14 protein-coding genes are annotated in these 17,114 nt (G+C 74.2%); 5 read left to right on the top strand and 9 right to left on the bottom strand.

What is annotated here, in order from left to right; genetic code table 11:
* The first annotated feature begins 87 nt into the window (after positions 1-87).
* Both ACE1OA_RS31245 and ACE1OA_RS31240 read left to right on the top strand, forming a co-directional pair.
* Positions 88-972, top strand: a complete 885-nt coding sequence (locus ACE1OA_RS31245; RefSeq protein ID WP_356605346.1) for a universal stress protein — start codon at positions 88-90, stop codon at positions 970-972.
* A 163-nt stretch (positions 973-1,135) separates the two neighbouring features.
* On the top strand, positions 1,136-1,987 hold the full coding sequence (locus ACE1OA_RS31240) for a CAP domain-containing protein (protein ID WP_432753737.1): 852 nt from the start codon (positions 1,136-1,138) through the stop codon (positions 1,985-1,987).
* A 39-nt stretch (positions 1,988-2,026) separates the two neighbouring features.
* Here ACE1OA_RS31240 and ACE1OA_RS31235 read toward each other — a convergent pair whose 3' ends face one another.
* The 5 genes from ACE1OA_RS31235 to xylB all read right to left on the bottom strand — a co-directional run bounded on the left by ACE1OA_RS31235 (position 2,027) and on the right by xylB (position 9,051).
* On the bottom strand, positions 2,027-3,574 hold the full coding sequence (locus tag ACE1OA_RS31235; protein ID WP_432753736.1) for a sigma-70 family RNA polymerase sigma factor: 1,548 nt from the start codon (positions 3,572-3,574) through the stop codon (positions 2,027-2,029).
* 72 nt (positions 3,575-3,646) lie between these two features.
* The gene (locus ACE1OA_RS31230) at positions 3,647-3,937 is read right to left on the bottom strand and encodes a hypothetical protein (protein ID WP_356605353.1); all 291 of its coding nucleotides are present in this window, start codon (positions 3,935-3,937) and stop codon (positions 3,647-3,649) included.
* 96 nt (positions 3,938-4,033) lie between these two features.
* Positions 4,034-6,253, bottom strand: coding sequence for an NADP-dependent isocitrate dehydrogenase (locus tag ACE1OA_RS31225; RefSeq protein WP_384870068.1), 2,220 nt, complete (start codon positions 6,251-6,253; stop codon positions 4,034-4,036).
* 45 nt (positions 6,254-6,298) lie between these two features.
* On the bottom strand, positions 6,299-7,315 hold the full coding sequence (locus ACE1OA_RS31220; RefSeq protein ID WP_432753735.1) for a phosphatase PAP2 family protein: 1,017 nt from the start codon (positions 7,313-7,315) through the stop codon (positions 6,299-6,301).
* A 248-nt stretch (positions 7,316-7,563) separates the two neighbouring features.
* Entirely contained in the window at positions 7,564-9,051 is a 1,488-nt protein-coding gene (gene xylB / locus ACE1OA_RS31215; RefSeq protein WP_432753734.1) for a xylulokinase, read from the bottom strand.
* 176 nt (positions 9,052-9,227) lie between these two features.
* Here xylB and xylA point away from each other — a divergent pair, with 176 nt between their 5' ends.
* Entirely contained in the window at positions 9,228-10,397 is a 1,170-nt protein-coding gene (gene xylA / locus ACE1OA_RS31210) for a xylose isomerase (RefSeq protein WP_432753733.1), read from the top strand.
* Positions 10,398-10,585: 188 nt separating this feature from the next.
* Here xylA and ACE1OA_RS31205 read toward each other — a convergent pair whose 3' ends face one another.
* Positions 10,586-11,614 carry a LacI family DNA-binding transcriptional regulator gene (locus ACE1OA_RS31205; RefSeq protein ID WP_384870062.1) on the bottom strand — a complete coding sequence of 343 codons (1,029 nt, stop codon included), beginning with the start codon at positions 11,612-11,614 and terminating at the stop codon, positions 10,586-10,588.
* Positions 11,615-11,728: 114 nt separating this feature from the next.
* Positions 11,729-12,061, bottom strand: coding sequence for a putative quinol monooxygenase (locus tag ACE1OA_RS31200; protein WP_356605365.1), 333 nt, complete (start codon positions 12,059-12,061; stop codon positions 11,729-11,731).
* A 127-nt stretch (positions 12,062-12,188) separates the two neighbouring features.
* Here ACE1OA_RS31200 and ACE1OA_RS31195 point away from each other — a divergent pair, with 127 nt between their 5' ends.
* Positions 12,189-14,015, top strand: a complete 1,827-nt coding sequence (locus ACE1OA_RS31195) for a VanW family protein (RefSeq protein ID WP_386541424.1) — start codon at positions 12,189-12,191, stop codon at positions 14,013-14,015.
* Here the strand turns inward: ACE1OA_RS31195 and ACE1OA_RS31190 are convergent.
* Entirely contained in the window at positions 13,963-14,817 is an 855-nt protein-coding gene (locus ACE1OA_RS31190) for a class II fructose-bisphosphate aldolase (protein WP_384870056.1), read from the bottom strand. The two genes, ACE1OA_RS31195 and ACE1OA_RS31190, sit on opposite strands and share 53 nt — an antisense overlap.
* A complete protein-coding gene (locus ACE1OA_RS31185) occupies positions 14,817-15,854 on the bottom strand; it encodes an SIS domain-containing protein (RefSeq protein ID WP_432753732.1) in 1,038 nt (345 codons plus the stop codon). Before ACE1OA_RS31185 ends, ACE1OA_RS31190 begins: the two co-directional genes overlap by 1 nt.
* A 345-nt stretch (positions 15,855-16,199) precedes the next feature.
* Between ACE1OA_RS31185 and ACE1OA_RS31180 the strand changes: the two genes are divergently transcribed.
* Entirely contained in the window at positions 16,200-17,003 is an 804-nt protein-coding gene (locus ACE1OA_RS31180; protein ID WP_356605371.1) for a DeoR/GlpR family DNA-binding transcription regulator, read from the top strand.
* The last annotated feature ends 111 nt before the right edge of the window (positions 17,004-17,114 follow it).

The following is a 17,114-nucleotide window of genomic DNA, read 5'->3' as shown; positions in this document are numbered from 1 at the left end:
CCCTCCCCTCGACCGGCCGTCGGGCCCAAGCTGGAGGCAGCGGGCCGGGCCGGACGGCCGGGCCATCGAAGTCACGGAGGCAACCTGATGAGTCGTGAGATCGTCGCGGGTGTGGACGGATCCCCGGAGAGCCTCGCCGCGGCGGACTGGGCCGCGCGCGAGGCGCACCGCCGGGGGCTGCCCCTGCGGCTGGTGCACGCCTGGCGCTGGGAGCCGCTGGACATCCCGCTCGAACAGGACCGGGGGTCCCAGGAACGGATCGCCGAGCAGGTGATCCGCGAGGCGGAGGCGAGGATCGCGGCGCGCCGCCCCGGCCTCGCGCTGACCGCCGAGGTCCTGCACGACACGCCGGTCGCCGCACTCCTCAGCACCGAGAAGGAGGCGGAGATGCTCGTCATCGGCTCGCGAGGGCACGGGGCCCTGGCGGGCTTCCTGCTCGGCTCGTACGGACAGCAGATCATCGCGGAGGCAAGCCGTCCGGTCGTGGCGGTGCGCTCACGGGACGGCGACGCGGCCCCCGACGGCGAGGGCCACGTCGGCGGGGAGATCCTCGTCGGTCAGCAGGGCGGGCCGGAGGACAGCGCCCCCGCTCTCGGCTTCGCGTTCGAGACGGCCGCGGCCCGGGGCGTGCCGGTCCGGGCGGTACGGGCCTGGAGCCTGCCGGCCCTGTACGCCTACAGCCCGGCGTCGATGGCGCTGGCGGACCAGGCGGGCGGGCTCGTCCCGTTCGAGGAGAAGGCCCTGCGCGAGGCCGTGGCGCCGTGGCGGGAACGGTTCCCGGACGTGCCCGTGACCGAGCACGTGGAGGTCGGGAGCGCAGGACAGGTGCTGCTGTCCTCGTCGGGAGCCGCCGGGCTCCTGGTCGTCGGGCGCCGGGCCCGGCGCGGGGCTCTCGGGTCCCGGATCGGGTCCGTGGCGCACGCCGCCCTGCACCTGGCGCCCTGCCCGGTGGCAGTCGTTCCCCACGTCTGACGCGCTCATTCCCGGCCGGTCGGGGAGGGTGGTCAACGAGGGTTGACGCCATGGGTTGACGAGGTGTGTCGCGGTGGCGGAAGCCGGAAAGTGATACGTCCGTCGCCCCGGCAGCGCTCCTCCCGCCGAACCCCGGGCGGCCCCGGACAGAGAGCGGAGCCCCATGCACCACCACGACGCACCCAGCCCGCACGGCCGGAAGGCGAGCGGCGGCCGTCACCGCAGAGGAGGAGGGGCCCGGCGGCGGGTGGCGGGCGGGCCGTCCTTCCGGACGGCGGTCACCCTCACGGGGGTGGCGGCGGCCGTCCTGACCGTGGCCCTGGGCGCCTACGTGGCGGCGACGGAGCGCACGCCAGGGACGGAGCCCCGGGCGCGGGCCGCGGCGGGGTCCGCCCCGGCACCGCTCGCCGTGGGGGCCGCACCGCGGCCGGCCGGGTACGGCGCCGCCCGCCCCGCGGCCGCGACCGTGCCGGCCCGGGTCTCCCCGGCGGGAACCGTCTCCGGACCGGTCCGGGGACGCTCACCCTCGCCCGACGCGGGTTCCACCGCGGACCGTACGGGCACGCTCCCGCCCGCCCCGGTCCGCCGGGAGACCGGCCGGGCGACCGTCGCTCCGGTCGGCAGGGGGCCCGCCGACTACGTCGAGCAGGTCGTCGCCCTGGCCAACGAGGAGCGGGAGAAGGCGGGTTGCCGCCCACTGCGGGCCGAGCGGCGGCTCCGGTCCTCGGCCCAGGCGCACGCGGACGACATGGCCGCCCGCGACTACTACGACCACGAGTCCCCCGAGGGCCGGAACGCGGGCGACCGGATCAGCCGCACGGGCTACGCCTGGTCGGCCTGGGGCGAGAACATCCACCGGGGCCCGAAGTCGGCCGTCCGGGTGATGGAGGACTGGATGGACAGCGACGCCCACCGGCACAACATCCTCAACTGCTCCTTCACGGAGATCGGTGTCGGCGTGGCCCTCACCGCCAACGGCCCGTGGTGGGTGCAGAACTTCGGCGCCCGCCGCTGACCGGGCGCGCGCTGCCCGCCCGCCGGTGCCGGTCCCGGCTCAGCCGGCGGGCCGGGCCAGCTTCTGCACCCAGACCGTGCCGTCCGGGCCGGGCACGGCGGCGACACCGGTGTCGCGGTAGCGGCAGTCCAGCATGTTCTCCTGGTGCATCCCGCCGTCCATCCAGCTGTCGAACACGGTCACCGGGTCGCGCATCCCGCGCGCGAGGTTCTCGGCCCAACGGCTCCACGCGTATCCGGTGTCCGAGATCCGAGTGCCGGCGAACTCGCCCTCGGGGCTGCTGTGCCCGTAGTAGCCGCGGCGCACCATGTCCCGGGCGTACGCGCGGGCCGCCTGCGTGAGCCGGTCATCGGTGCGCAGGGGCGCGCACCCCTCCTTCGCGCGGCGCTGGTTGACCAGTCGGGTCAGCCGTTCCGCCGCCGTGGGCGTCGGGGTCGGCGCGGGAGTGGCCGTGCGGCTCGGACGGGGCGTGGTGGGCGGCGGCGGTGCGGGGGACGCCGGCGCGCTGGCCCGCACCGGGGGCGCCGCGGCGGGGGCGACCGGGGCGAACTCCCGCTCCTCGGGCGCCGAGGGGACGAGAAGGATGAGGCCGCCGAGGACACCGAGCGCGGCGGCGCCGGCGATCCAGGCCCGGCCCACGGTGCCGCCGGCCTCGCGCGGGCCCGGGACGGAACCGGGCGGGAGGCCGGCGCCGCCGACCGCCGGGTCGACGGGAGCGGGCGGCGCCGGATCGGGGGCCGGCGGCCCGGCGGTGGAGGGCGCCGCCGACTCCGGCCAGGCCGCGGTGGCCAGGTCGTCGGGGGCCACCGGAGCCGGCTGCAGGCCGACCAGGGGCGCCACCAGACCGAGGCCCACCAGCAGCCCCTCGGCGGGGGCGAGTCCGGCGCGGGCGGGGGCGCACGGGGAGCAGGTCCGCAGGTGGCGGGCGATCCGCTTGCGCCACAGCGGGGAGGGGTGGCCGTCCCAGCCGTCCAGGATCCCGGCCAGTTCGGGGCAGGGCGGCGTCGCGGCCAGCGCCCGTACGACGGCCCGGCCCGTCTCCAGCTGCCCCTTCATCCGCTGGACGCGGACGGCGGCGTGCTGCGCGGTGAGGTCGAGCGCCTCGGCCAGTTCGGCGCGGCTCAGTTCGCCGGTGGCCTCCAGCCACCACAGGGAGAGCAGTTCACGGTCGGTCTCGTCGAGCCAGCGGGTCGCCTCGGCGACCTCGCGGCGCTGTCCGGACAGGCCGAGGCGCAGGATGGTCAGGTCGACGAAGTCGCCGCCCGGGTCGGCGAGCTCGGCGGCCCGGTCGAGGCCGGGGAGCGCGCCGTGCTGCCGGTCGCGCCAGCGCCGGCGGATCTGGTTCATGGCTATCGCGACCAGCCAGGAGCGGAAACGCGCGGGGTCGCGCAGCCCGGGCAGGCCGTCGAGGGCACGGAACATCGTCTCCTGGACGACGTCGTCGACGTCGGCGTGACCGTCGAGCGCCCGGCCGACGATGTTGTAGACGAGGGGAAGGCAGGCTCGCACCAGGCGTTCCCGGGCAGCCGGGTCTCCCGCCGCGGCCGCCTCCACCAGCTCGGCCGCGCCGTGCTCGTCGCTGTCCATGTCGTGCTCCCTCGTCCCTGGGCCTTCCCGTCCCCGTACTGAGGAGACCCGTGGGCGCGGGCGCGATAACAGTTATGCCGTTGGATGGTGCAGGCGCGGCACGACGGCCGCGTTCCCCGCCCGGACGGCCTCGATGACCGCCTCGTGGATGTCGCGGCTCTCCACCTCGGAGGCGCACGGCACCGGACTGCCCGACATGGTGAACCAGTCGGACGCGCCGCTGTACTGCACGGCCACACGTGCTTCGTCATCCGCCCAGGTCGTGTGCACGGTCACGTCGCCCGTGAGCACACCGACCTCGTCGGTGAGCACCCCACCACGCCCGGTATAGACCCCGGCGGTCGTCCATGATGCCCAGCTCATCCATCCAGGTTCACACCCGGATGCCACATCCGCCACCGACGGGACCGCCCCGGTCGGACAGGTGTCCGGCCGGGGCGGAGAGGCGGTCGCGCCGGATCAGGCGAGGGACGCGATGGCCTCGTTGAACGTGGCGGACGGGCGCATCACGGCCGCGGCCTTGGCCGGGTCGGGCTGGTAGTAGCCGCCGATCTCGGCCGGGGAGCCCTGCACCGCGGCGAGCTCGGAGACGATGGTGTCCTCCTGCTCGGTGAGGGTCTTCGCCAGGCCGGCGAAGGCCGTCGCGAGCTGCGCGTCCTCGGTCTGGGCGGCCAGCTCCTGGGCCCAGTACATGGCCAGGTAGAAGTGGCTGCCGCGGTTGTCGATACCACCGAGGCGACGGGTCGGCGACTTGTCCTCGTTGAGGAAGGTGCCGGTGGCGCGGTCGAGGGTGTCGGCGAGGACCTGGGCGCGGGCGTTGCCGGTGGTGGTCGCCAGGTGCTCGAAGCTGGCGGCCAGGGCGAAGAACTCGCCCAGGCTGTCCCAGCGCAGGTAGTTCTCCTTGACGAGCTGCTGGACGTGCTTCGGCGCGGAGCCGCCGGCGCCCGTCTCGAAGAGGCCGCCGCCCGCCATCAGCGGGACGACCGAGAGCATCTTGGCGCTGGTGCCCAGCTCCAGGATCGGGAAGAGGTCGGTGAGGTAGTCGCGCAGCACGTTGCCGGTGACCGAGATGGTGTTCTCGCCGCGGCGGATGCGCTCCAGGGAGAACGCCGTGGCGTCGACCGGGGCGAGGATCTTGATCTCCAGGCCCTCGGTGTCGTGCTCCGGCAGGTACGCGTTGACCTTGGCGATCAGCTGCGCGTCGTGCGCACGGGTCTCGTCCAGCCAGAAGACGGCCGGGTCGCCGGTGGCGCGGGCGCGGGTGACGGCCAGCTTGACCCAGTCCTGGATCGGCAGGTCCTTGGTCTGGCAGGCGCGGAAGATGTCGCCCTCGGCGACCTCCTGCTCCAGGACGACGTCACCGGCGGCGTCGACGAGGCGGACCGTGCCGGCCGCGGCGATCTCGAAGGTCTTGTCGTGGGAGCCGTACTCCTCGGCCTTCTGCGCCATCAGGCCGACGTTGGGGACGGAGCCCATGGTCGACGGGTCGAAGGCGCCGTGGGCGCGGCAGTCGTCGAGGACGGCCTGGTAGACACCGGAGTAGCTGCTGTCCGGGAGGACGGCGAGGGTGTCGGCCTCCTGGCCGTCCGGGCCCCACATGTGGCCGGAGGTGCGGATCATGGCCGGCATCGAGGCGTCGACGATGACGTCGGACGGGACGTGCAGGTTCGTGATGCCCTTGTCGGAGTCGACCATCGCCAGGGCCGGGCCCTCGGCGAGCTCGGCCGTGAAGGAGGCCTTGATCTCCTCGCCGGCCGGAAGCGCGTCGAGGCCCTTGAGAACGGTGCCGAGACCGTCGTTGGGGGACAGACCGGCGGCGGCGAGGACCTCGCCGTACTTCGCGAAGGTCTGCGGGAAGAAGGCGCGCACGACGTGGCCGAAGACGATCGGGTCGGAGACCTTCATCATCGTGGCCTTGAGGTGCACGGAGAAGAGGACGTCCTCGGACTTCGCCCGGGCGACCTGCTCGCTCAGGAAGGTCCGCAGGGCGGCGACGCGCATGACGGAGGCGTCGACGACCTCGCCGGCCAGGACCGGTACGGACTCGCGCAGGACGCTGACGGTGCCGTCGGCGGCCACGTGCTCGATGCGCAGGGTGCCGGCCTCGGTGACGACCGTGGACTTCTCGGTGGACCGGAAGTCGTTCTCGCCCATCGTGGCGACGTTCGTCTTCGAGTCCGCGGACCAGGCGCCCATGCGGTGCGGGTGCGTCTTGGCGTAGTTCTTGACCGAGCCCGGGGCGCGGCGGTCCGAGTTGCCCTCGCGGAGGACCGGGTTGACGGCGCTGCCCTTGATCTTGTCGTACCGGGCGCGGACGTCCTTGTCCTCGTCGGTCCGCGGGTCGTCCGGGTAGTCCGGGAGGGCGTAGCCCTGCTCCTGGAGCTCGGCGATCGCGGCCTTCAGCTGCGGGATGGACGCCGAGACGTTCGGGAGCTTGATGATGTTGGCGGCCGGCGTCTTGGCCAGCTCGCCGAGCTCGGCGAGGGCGTCGTCGATGCGCTGACCCTCTTCGAGACGCTCGGGGAAGCTCGCGATGATGCGGCCGGCCAGGGAGATGTCACGGGTCTCGACATTGATCCCGGCGGTCGAGGCATAGGCCTGGATCACGGGCAGGAACGAGTACGTCGCCAGGGCGGGCGCCTCGTCGGTGTGCGTGTAGATGATGGTCGAGTCAGTCACCGGGTGTGCTCCGCTCCACGTCTGCGTCTGCGAGATTGCTCGACATCAAGATATCTCCTCCTCGGGCTCCTCGGTAAAGGGCCCCGTCCATCGGTACGGGACGGGGCGTCCGTCGAGGTCGACGTGGCGCAGCAGGGCGAGGACCAGCAGGGTCGCGGCCGCGCCGGTGCCGGCGGCGAGGGCCTGTCCGGCCTGGTAGGCGAGCCGGGGCAGGGAGGGGTCGCCGGTGGCCGTGAACAGGTAGTCGAGAAGAAGGACGAGGCCGCCCCCGAGGCCGAGGACGGCGACCCCGGCCAGCGGGCCGGTGACGAAGAGGGCGCGTAGCGGGAAGCGGCGACGGGGCGCGGGGGCGACGCGCCCGCGGCGGGCGAGCATCCCGACCAGCCCGCAGCCGACGGCCAGGACCAGCAGGTCGGCGCCGATCGCGTCCCCGGGCCGGTGCCAGCCGGCCGCCAGGGTGTAGGCGCCGACCGCGGTGGCCCAGAGCGCGCAGAGTCCGGCGGCGAGGCCGCGCATGCGGAAGGGGACGACGACGAGCAGGCCGAACATCACGCTCATGGCGATCGTGGTGTGCCCGCTGGGGAACGTGTTGTCCACGAGGTGCGGCGGCGCCCCGACGAGGTCCGGGCGCCCCAGGACGAACTCCTGAAGCAGCTCGGCGAGCAGGAGGGAGCCGGTGACCGTGGCGAGCGCGACGGCGGTGAGCGCGTAGCGCCGGCGCAGGACGCCGATCAGGGTCAGCACCACCAGGGCGACGGCGAGGGAGGAGAGGGTGACGTACCGGAGCGCCGGGTTCGTCTGGTGGGCGGCGGCCAGCGTCTCGTCGGTCACCCGCCCCGCCAGCGCCGCGTTCTCCCAGCGCTGGCCGGTGGCGGTGAGCACGAGTGCGGCGTAGACGACGGCCAGCAGGCCCACCGAGCCGAGGAAGGCGGCCTGCATGCGCTTGCGCACCCGGGCGCAGAAGGAGTCGGCGGCCTCACCGGCGACGGCGGCGTACCACCAGGTGCCGGGCGCCGGGGGCGGCGTGAAGCCGTCCGTACGGGGCCTGTCGAAGGGAGCCATGTCCCGATTCGAACCCGGCGCGCCGTCCCGCGCCCGCTGAAGGCACCCGAACGACACGCCGAGGAACGGGCACCCGGCGGTGCTGCGGGCTCACCGGGCAGGACGGAGGCGGGCCGCCCTCCCGCGTCCCGGGCTCAGCGCTGGGGCCGCTCCCCCGCTCCCCCGGGTCCCGGCACAGGGACACCCCACGCCCGGCCCGCTCCCGCGCGTCCCGGCGCGGGGACGCCCCACGGCCCGGCGGGGAACGGTCAGCCGGCCGACGGGCGCATGAACGGTCCCGCGCCGTCCAGGACCGCCGCGATCCGGTCCCAGGTCCCGAGGTCCCGCGGCAGCGCCGGCAGGACCGTGCCGCGACCCGTTCCCCAGGCGTCGGCCAGCGCGACCGGGTCGCCGCCGCCGGCCGCGCCGGCCGCGAGCGCCGCCGCGCCCAGGGCGACGAGTTCGGTCTCCGCCGGGACGACCAGGGAGCGTCCCGAGAGCCGGCGGACGGTGTCGCGCCACACCCGGCCCCGGGCGCCGCCGCCGACGAGGCGCAGCGGGCGGTCGGCCACGGCGGGGTCCGCGGGATCCTGGCCGCACGCGGTGAGGAGCTCGTCCAGGGCCCGCAGGACGGTGAAGGCAGCGCCTTCGTAGGCCGCCCCGAGGATGGCGCCCGGGGCCGTGGTGTGCCGCAGCCCGGTGAGCAGGCCGGTGGCGTGCGGCAGGTCGGGGGTCCGTTCACCGTCGAGGTACGGCAGGACGACCACGCCGTCACCCGGCACGGCATCCTCCCGGTCGAGGCCCAGGAGCCGGGCGAACCGGTCCACGGCCTGGGTGCAGTTCAGGGTGCAGCCGAGCGGCAGGTACGTCCCGTCGGCGGCGGCGAACCCGGCGAGGCTCGGGGCGGCCGGGCGGGTCCGGGTCGCGGCGAACACGGTGCCGGAGGTACCGAGGCTGACGACCGGGTGGTCGAGCAGCCCGCCCTCGCCGAGACCGAGGCCCACGGCCGCCGCCATGTTGTCACCGGTGCCGGCGGCGACGGCGACGCTCTCGGGCAGGCCGAGTGCGTGGGCGGCCGCCGGCGTGAGGGTGCCGACGCGGGTGGCGCCGGTGGCGGCCACCGCCGGCAGCAGGGCGGGGTCGAGGCCGAGGAGATCGAGCAGCCCCGGGTCGTACGCGTGGTCGGCGGTGGAGTACCAGCAGGTGCCGGACGCGTCGCCGGGGTCGGTCGCGGCGACGCCGGCCAGCCGCTCGGTGAGGAAGTCGTGCGGCAACCGCACCCCGGCGGCCGCGGCGGCGGTGGCGGGTTCGCGGGCCCGCAGCCACTCCCACTTGGCGGCGGTCATCGCGGCGACCGGAACCGATCCGGCGCGCTCCAGCCAGGCGCCCGGTCCGCCGAGCGCCTCGGTGAGGGCGGCGGCCTGCGGGGCGGAGCGGGTGTCGTTCCAGAGCAGTGCGGCCCGCAGGGGATTGCCCGCCGCGTCGAGGACGACGAGACCGTGCTGCTGACCGGCGACGGCGATCCCGACGACGTCACCCGCCGGCACGCCCGACTCCTTCAGGCCGCGGCCGACCGCCTCCCGCAGCGCCGACCACCACTGCTCGGGGTCGCTCTCGCGCGCGCCGTCGGTGCCGGTGACCGTGTGCGGGGCCCGGCCGACGGCGAGCAGCGCGCCGGTGACGGAGTCGACCACGGCCGCCTTGGTGGACTGTGTCGAACTGTCCACGCCGATCACCACGGGGTTCTGCACGGGCATGGATGCCGCCTCTCTGTCGATGGTGCGCCGTCGCACCGGTCCGGGTGCCGTCGGCCGGCCGACGGGATCCGGACCGTCGGATCCCGATTCCCTCTGGCGCGGACGCGCATGGTGCCGTATTAGTTATCACAGAAAACAAATCGGTCGCCCAGACCCCCGAACGAGAGGACCGGACCATGCCCGCCCCCTTCGTACCCGCCCCCGAGGACCGGTTCACCTTCGGCCTGTGGACCGTCGGCTGGCAGGGCCGGGATCCCTTCGGCGACGCCACCCGCCCGGCCCTCGACCCCGTCGAGTCGGTCGAGCGCCTGGCCGGCCTCGGCGCGTACGGCGTGACGTTCCACGACGACGACCTCATCCCGTTCGAGGCCTCCGAGGCCGAGCGCGAGACGGCGGTCAAGCGCTTCCGGGCCGCGCTGGAGCGCACCGGCCTGAAGGTGCCGATGGCCACGACCAACCTGTTCACGCACCCCGTCTTCAAGGACGGCGGCTTCACGGCCAACGACCGCGAGGTGCGCCGCTTCGCGCTGCGCAAGACGATCCGCAACATCGACCTGGCCGTCGAGCTGGGCGCCACCACCTACGTCGCGTGGGGCGGCCGCGAGGGTGCCGAGTCCGGCGCGGCGAAGGACGTCCGGGTCGCCCTCGACCGGATGAAGGAGGCCTTCGACCTGCTCGGCCAGTACGTCACCGAGCAGGGCTACGACCTGCGCTTCGCGATCGAGCCCAAGCCGAACGAGCCGCGCGGCGACATCCTGCTGCCGACGATCGGACACGCCCTCGCCTTCATCGAGCGCCTGGAGCGCCCGGAGCTGGTCGGCGTGAACCCGGAGACGGGCCACGAGCAGATGGCCGGCCTCAACTTCCCGCACGGCATCGCGCAGGCGCTATGGGCGGGCAAGCTGTTCCACATCGACCTCAACGGCCAGTCCGGGATCAAGTACGACCAGGACTTCCGCTTCGGGGCCGGAGACCTGCGGCAGGCGTTCTGGCTGGTGGACCTGCTGGAGTCGGCCGGGTACGAGGGACCGCGGCACTTCGACTTCAAGCCCGTCCGGACCGACGGGTTCGACGGCGTCTGGGAGTCCGCGAAGAACTGCATGCGCAACTACCTGATCCTCAAGGACCGCGCGGCCGCCTTCCGCGCCGACGCCGAGGTCCAGCAGGCACTGGCGGCCTCCCGGCTGCCCGAGCTCGCGGTCCCCACGGCGGCCGACGGTCTCGCCGCCCTCCTCGCGGACCGGTCCGCGTACGAGGACTTCGACGCGACGGCGGTGGCCGAACGGTCCTTCGCCTTCGAACGCCTGGACCAGCTGGCCCTGGAGCACCTGCTCGCGGTGCGCTGACCGGAGCCGCCCTCAGGGACGTCCTGCCGACCGGGCCGGCACGCCGGGAGCCCGGCAGGACACCTGCTCATGACCGGTCGGGGCGTCGGGTGGATCCCCACCCCGGACGCCCGATCGGGCCGGCGCGACCTCGCTCCGGCCCTGCCCCGGCCCCCGCGCCTCGTCTTGACCCTCCCGTCCCGTTGCGGTCAGGACGAGGCGCGGACCACCAGCTCCGTCGGCAGCACGCGGCGGGGCTGCTCGGCGGACTCCCGCGCCATCTCCTGCAACAGCAGGCGCGCCATGGTGCGGCCCATCTCCTCGATCGGCTGGCGCACGCTCGTCAGCGGCGGGTCCATGTGCCGGGCCACCGCCGAGTCGTCCACCCCGACCAACGCCACGTCCTCCGGGACCCGGCGCCCGGCCTCCCGCAGCACGGACCGCGCGCCGGCCGCCATCACGTCGGAGGCGGCGAAGACCGCGTCCAGGTCCGGGTTCCGCTCCAGCAGGTCGCGCATCGCGAGCCGGCCGCCCTCCTCGGTGAAGTCACCCGTCGCCACCAGCGACTCGTCGGGCGCCAGGCCGGCCTCCGTCAGACCGGCCCGGTAGCCGTCGAGACGGCAGCGGGCCACGTACATGTCGAGCGGACCGGTGATCGTCGCGATGCGGCGCCGGCCCCGGCCGGCCAGGTGGGCGACGGCGGAGCGACCGGCGCCGACGTTGTCGGAGTCGACGAACGCCACCGGCTCCTCCTCGGACCGGCGTCCGTTGAGCACGGCGGGCAGACCCAGCATCCGCACCTGGTCGGGCAACGGGTCCTCGCGGTGCACGGACACCAGCAGCACGCCGTCGACGCGCTGGGCGGCGAGATAGTGCTCGAAACGCTGCCGCTCCTTCTCGTCACGGATCAGCGTGAGCAGCAACTGCTTGTCCGCCTCCGCGAGTTCGACGCTGACGCCGCGGATGATGTCGAGGAAGTACGGCTCGGTGAAGAGTCGGGCCTCGGTCTCGGGGATCACCAGGGCGACCGCGTCGGTACGGCTGCCGGCCAGCGCCCGCGCCGCCCGGTTGGGGACGTACCCGAGCTCGGCGACGGCCCGCTCGACGGCCTTCCTCGCCTGGTCGCTCACCCGGGGCGAGCCGTTGATCACCCGCGAGACCGTGCCACGGCCCACCCCGGCCCTGGCCGCGACCTCCTCCAGGGTCGGCCTGCCGGTCCGACGCCCGCTCACCACCATCTGCCGTCTCCCCTCACGTACCGGTGTGCCGCTGACCCTATCCCGATGGGAGCGCTCCCACGACCTTCTCGCCGTCGACCCACCCCGGCCCCGGGCGGGCGCCGGGAGTCCTGGTCAGGGGTTGCCCCGCGGGGCGAGTTCGGCCATGGCGCCCCAGCCCTGCCCGGGCGCCTCGACATTGATGATCTCGGGCGTCGCGGCGATCGCGCCCGCCATGGCGTCGAGCCCCGCCGCGAAGTGGTCGGAGGCGACGTGGGCGGCGCCCGCCTCGGCGTCGGCGAAGGCCTCCAGGAGGACGTACACGTGCGGGTCGTCCACACTGCGCGACCAGTCGAAGAAGAGGTTCCCCGGCTCCGCTCGGGTGGCCCTGGTGAAGTCGGCCACGAGCTCGAGCCAGGAGTCGGCGATCTCGGGGCGGGCGGTGAAGCGTACGGCGATGAAAATCATGCCTCCAGCCTGGGCCCGCCGGGGCGGCGGGGCCAGTGGGCGACCGGCGGGGCAGGCGTGCAGCCCGATGGGACGACACTCACATTTCCGGCAGATATCACCCTACTGGGCGTATTCTCGTCCGGGTATGTCCCGCCCGTCCCGATCCCCGAACGCAAACGGAGGCCGTGTGCGCCGCCCCATCAACGACGTCGACACGACCCCCTCGCACCCTTCGGGACGGCGCAGCCGCACACGGATCGCCGTCACGGTCGCCGCGGCCGCCGTCGCCGCCGGCGGGGGCCTGTACATCGCCGGGCTCGTGGCCGCGGGGGACGACATATCCCAGGGGACCACGGTGGCCGGCGTGGACATCGGGGGGATGAGCCGCGCCGAGGCGCAGTCCAGACTGGACGCCTCCGCCCCCGACTCCTGGACACGCGCCATACCGATACGGGTCGGCGACAGCGCCGGCACGGTCGCCCCCGGAACCGTCGGCCTGCGGGTCGACACCGCGAAGACCGCCGAGCGGGCCGCCGACTCCTCGCGTGACCCGGTGACGGTGATCGGCCGCCTCTTCTCCTCCGGCGAACGGGCCGTCGAGCCGGTCGTCGCCTTCGACCAGGGACGCGCCGCGGAGGGCCTGACGGCCGCCTCGCGGACCTACGACCGCGAGAAGGCCGAGGGCGCCGTCTCCTTCAAGGCCGGCAAGGCCGTGGTGGCCGAGGCGCGCACCGGACTGAAGCTGGACACCGCCCGGGCCGTGGACGCGCTGCGGAGCGCCTACCCCTCGACCGGCCGGAGCCCGGTGGCACTGCCGACGGCGGTGTCCCGTCCCACGGTCGGCGAAGCCGAGGTCGCCCGTTTCATGAAGGAGTTCGGTACTCCGGCGATGTCGGGTCCGGTGACCCTGACCGTCGACGGCGCACCGCTGCGGATCTCCCCCGCGACGCTCTCCGACCACCTGAAGGTGAAGGCGGACGACCACGGCCGGCTCTCCGCGTCGCTCGACGCGGAGGGGCTCCGGCGCGACCCGGACGTGGCCCGTCCGCTCGACGCGCTGGCCACCGGCCCGGTCGAGGCGAAGCTCGGCGTACAGGGCGGTCGCGTGGTGGTGGAGTCCGACGGCCGCGCCGGGCACGAGGTGACCGCCGCGGCACTGGGCGACGCCGTCCGCCCCCTGCTGACGAAGACCGGCGACGCCGCGCGCACCGCGCCCGTCGCCACCCGGCTCATCCAGCCGGAGCTCACCCGGAAGTCCGTGGCGGAGCTCGGGATCAAGGAGCAGATGTCCAGCTTCACCGTCGAGTTCCCGACCGCGCCCTACCGGACGACGAACATCGGGCGTGCTGTGGAGCTCATCAACGGCTCGGTCGTGAAGCCGGGCGAGGTCTGGAGCTTCAACAAGACCGTCGGTGAACGCACCAAGGCGAACGGCTTCGTGGACGGCACGATGATCCTCGACGGTCAGTACCACTCCGCGCCGGGCGGCGGGGTCTCCGCGGTCGCCACCACGACCTTCAACGCGCTCTTCTTCGCCGGGGTCAAGCCGATCGAGCACGGGGCGCACTCGTTCTACATCGAGCGGTACCCGGCGGGCCGCGAGGCCACGGTCGCCTGGGGTTCGCTCGACCTGAAGTTCCGCAACGACTCCGGGCACGGCATCTACATCTCGGCGCGCGCCACCGACCACTCGGTGACCGTCAGCTTCCTCGGCACCAAGAAGTACGACCGGGTGGAGGCCGTCGAAGGCCCCCACACCAAGCTCACGAAGCCGGCGGAACGCAAGGGCACGGGCGAGAAGTGCGAACCGCAGACCCCGCTGGAGGGCTTCGACGTCTCGGTGGACCGGGTGTTCCACAAGGGCGGGGCGGAGGTCGGGCGGGAGACCTTCCACACGCACTACACCCCGCGCGACCGCGTCACGTGCGAAGGAGCGGCGCCTCCGCCGCCAGTATCCCGAGCAGGTGGGTGACGGCGTCCGCGACGGCCGTGCGCGCCGGGCCGAGGTAGCGGCGGGGGTCGACGGTGCCGGCGTGTTCCGCCAGGTGGTCCCGTACGGCCCGGGTGAACGCCTTGTTCAGGTGTGTGGAGACGTTCACCTTCGTCATCCCGGCGTTGACCGCCCAGCTGAGGTCCACGTCCCCGACGCCCGACGAGCCGTGCAGGACGAGGGGCACCGGCACGGTGTCCCTCAGCCGTGACACGAGGGCGAAGTCGAGGACCGCGTCCCGGGTGAGCATCGCGTGCGAGCTGCCCACGGCGACGGCGAGGGCGTCGACGCCGGTGGCGGCCACGAACTCCCGCGCCTCGTCGGGATCGGTGCGCACTCCGGGGGCGTGCGCGCCGTCCTTGCCGCCCACCTCGCCGAGTTCGGCCTCCACCCAGACGTCGTGACGGTGGCAGTACGCGGTCGTCTCGCGCGTGGCGGCGACGTTCTCCTCGTACGGGAGCTTCGAGGCGTCGAACATGACGGAGCCGAAGCCGAGCCGGACGGCCTCGTGGACGAGGTCGGGCGCCTCGGCGTGGTCGAGGTGGACGGCGACCGGGACGCTCGCGCGGCGCGCCGTGGCGAGGGTGGCGAGCGCGATCGGCTCCAGGGAGCCGTGGTAGCGGGCGGTGTTCTCGCTGATCTGCAGGATCACGGAGCGGCCGGCCGCCTCGGCGCCGGCGACGATGGCCTGCGCGTGCTCGATCTGGACGACGTTGAAGGCGCCGGCACCGGTTCCGGCCTCGCGTGCCCCGAGGACGATGTCGCCGGTGGGGACGAGCGGCATCAAGCGTCCTCTCCGGCGGGTACGGAGAGGACCACGGAACGGGTGAGGTTGCGGGGCCGGTCCGGATCCTGCCCCTGGGCCTCGGCGAGCAGGACGGCGAGCCGCTGGGCGCGGACGAGGTCGGCGAGCGGATCGAGGGCGGCGGACGTGGACGGATCACTGCCGTCCGCGCCGGAACCCGGCCCGGAACCGGAACCCGGACCCGCGCCCGAATCCGCGCCCGAATCCGCATCCGAATCCGCGACGAGCGTGCCGCCGACGCGGGCGACGTCGTCGGCGAGCCCGGCGGGTACCGGTCCGAACACCCAGGCCACCCGACCGGGTCCGGTGATGCTGATCGGCCCGTGCCGGTACTCCATCGCCGGGTACGCCTCGGTCCAGGCGCCGGCGGCCTCCCGCATCTTCAGCCCGGCCTCCAGCGCCAGGCCGTAGGTCCAGCCGGTACCCAGGAAGGTGAACTGCTCGGCGTCCGTGACCGCGTCGGCCAGCGGTTCGGCGACGGCGCGTTCGGCGTCCTCGGCGGCCTGCGCCACGGTGCGGACGCCGGCCGGAAGCGCGTCCTCGGCCTCCAGGTGCGCGCGGAGCAGGGCGAGCGCGGTGGTGGCGAACCGGGTCTGCACCACCGACTCCTCGTCGGCGAAGTCCAGGACCGCGACGGCGTCGGCCGCCGTCATGACGGGGGTGGCCGGGTCGGCGGTGAGGGCCCCGGTGACGGCGGTGCCCCGGACCTTGGCGAGCAGGTCGAGGACCTCGGTGGTGGTACCCGAACGCGTGATGGCAAGGATCCGGTCGTAGTCGCGCCCCAGGGGGAACTCGGAGGCGGCGAAGGCGTCGGTCTCGCCGTGCCCGCCGCTCTCCCGCAGCTGTGCGTAGGCCTGGGCGACGAACCAGGAGGTGCCGCAGCCGACCACGGCGACCCGCTCGCCGCGCACGGGCAGAGCGGCCCGGTGATGGGGAAGGGTGTCGGCGGCCTCGCGCCAGCAGGCGGGCTGGGACGCGATCTCGACGGCGGTGCGGGAGGGACCCGTGGTGGGCACGTGCGGCTCCTTCACAGAGTGGCTTCTGCTTGCTTGTGCGTGAAACAGCAGACTTTCAAGCACTTCCGAGCATCATGATGATGCGCAGTATCCATCAGCCAGGGCCCGCGGTCCAGCGTCGCGAACCCGTCGACCACACGCGTCGGCTGCCCGCGCACGTACCCCGACCCTGCTCGCTGCGTGCTCCTCGGACGCTCGGACCGTGCACGTTCCGTGCGTCTTCGGTGCTCGGGCCCTGCCCGTTCCGTGCGTCTTCGGTGCTCGCACGGTGCTCGTTCCGTGCGCGAGCGGGGCTAGACTCGCGATCCCGCACGGCGTGCGGTGCACCGCCCGGAAGGAATCCCGATGTCGAAGCACGAGCGGTGGAACACGCTCCTCGAACTGCTCGCGGCCACCGGCCGGCTGGAGGTCGAGGACGCGGCGGCGACCCTCGACGTGTCGCCGGCCACGATCCGCCGGGATCTCGACGAGCTCGCCGAGCAGCGACTGCTCGTCCGCACCCGGGGCGGCGCCGTCCCCCAGGGCGTCTCCTACGAGCTTCCGCTGCGCTACAAGTCCTCCCGGCACGCCTCCGAGAAGCAGCGGATCGCCGCCGCGGTGGCCGAACTGGTCCACGAGGGCGAGGTGGTGGGGCTCAACGGCGGCACCACGACGACCGAGGTGGCGCGCGCTCTCGCGCTGGGCTTCGGCGCGGCGCGGCCCGAGGCGTCCCCCGGCGCGCCGACCGCCCCCGCCCTGACCGTGGTCACCAACGCGCTGAACATCGCCGCCGAACTCGCCGTGCGGCCCCAGATCAAGCTCGTGGTGTCGGGTGGCGTGGCCCGGCCCCAGACGTACGAACTCGTCGGCCCGCTCGCCGCCGGGGTGCTCGGCGAGGTGGTGCTCGACGTCGTCGTCCTCGGCGTCGACGGCATCGACCCGGGGCTCGGCATCATGGCGCACCACGAGGACGAGGCGGGCATCAGCCGGCTCTTCGCCGAGCGGGCGAGCCGGGTCGTCGTGGTCGCCGACGCCTCGAAGATGGGGCGGCGCGCCTTCGCCCGGATCTGCGGACTCGACCGGGTGGACGTCCTGGTGACGGACACGGCGATCCCCTCGGAGGCGGTGCGGCAGCTCACGGACGCCGGGGTGAAGGTCGTCACCGTCTGACCGCCCGCGCCGTCCGGCCCGCCGCTCCGGCCGGGCATCGGGTCCGCCCCTCCGCTCCGGCCCCCGGGGGAGGCGTCCCGACGGCCGTGCCGGCCGGCGAAGGCTCGGCGT

This window comes from Streptomyces sp. JL2001 (genome assembly GCF_050917515.1).
GTDB lineage: Bacteria > Actinomycetota > Actinomycetes > Streptomycetales > Streptomycetaceae > Streptomyces.
Note: the sequence above shows the minus strand (reverse complement) of the source record. Positions and strands in the feature narration are given on the sequence as shown.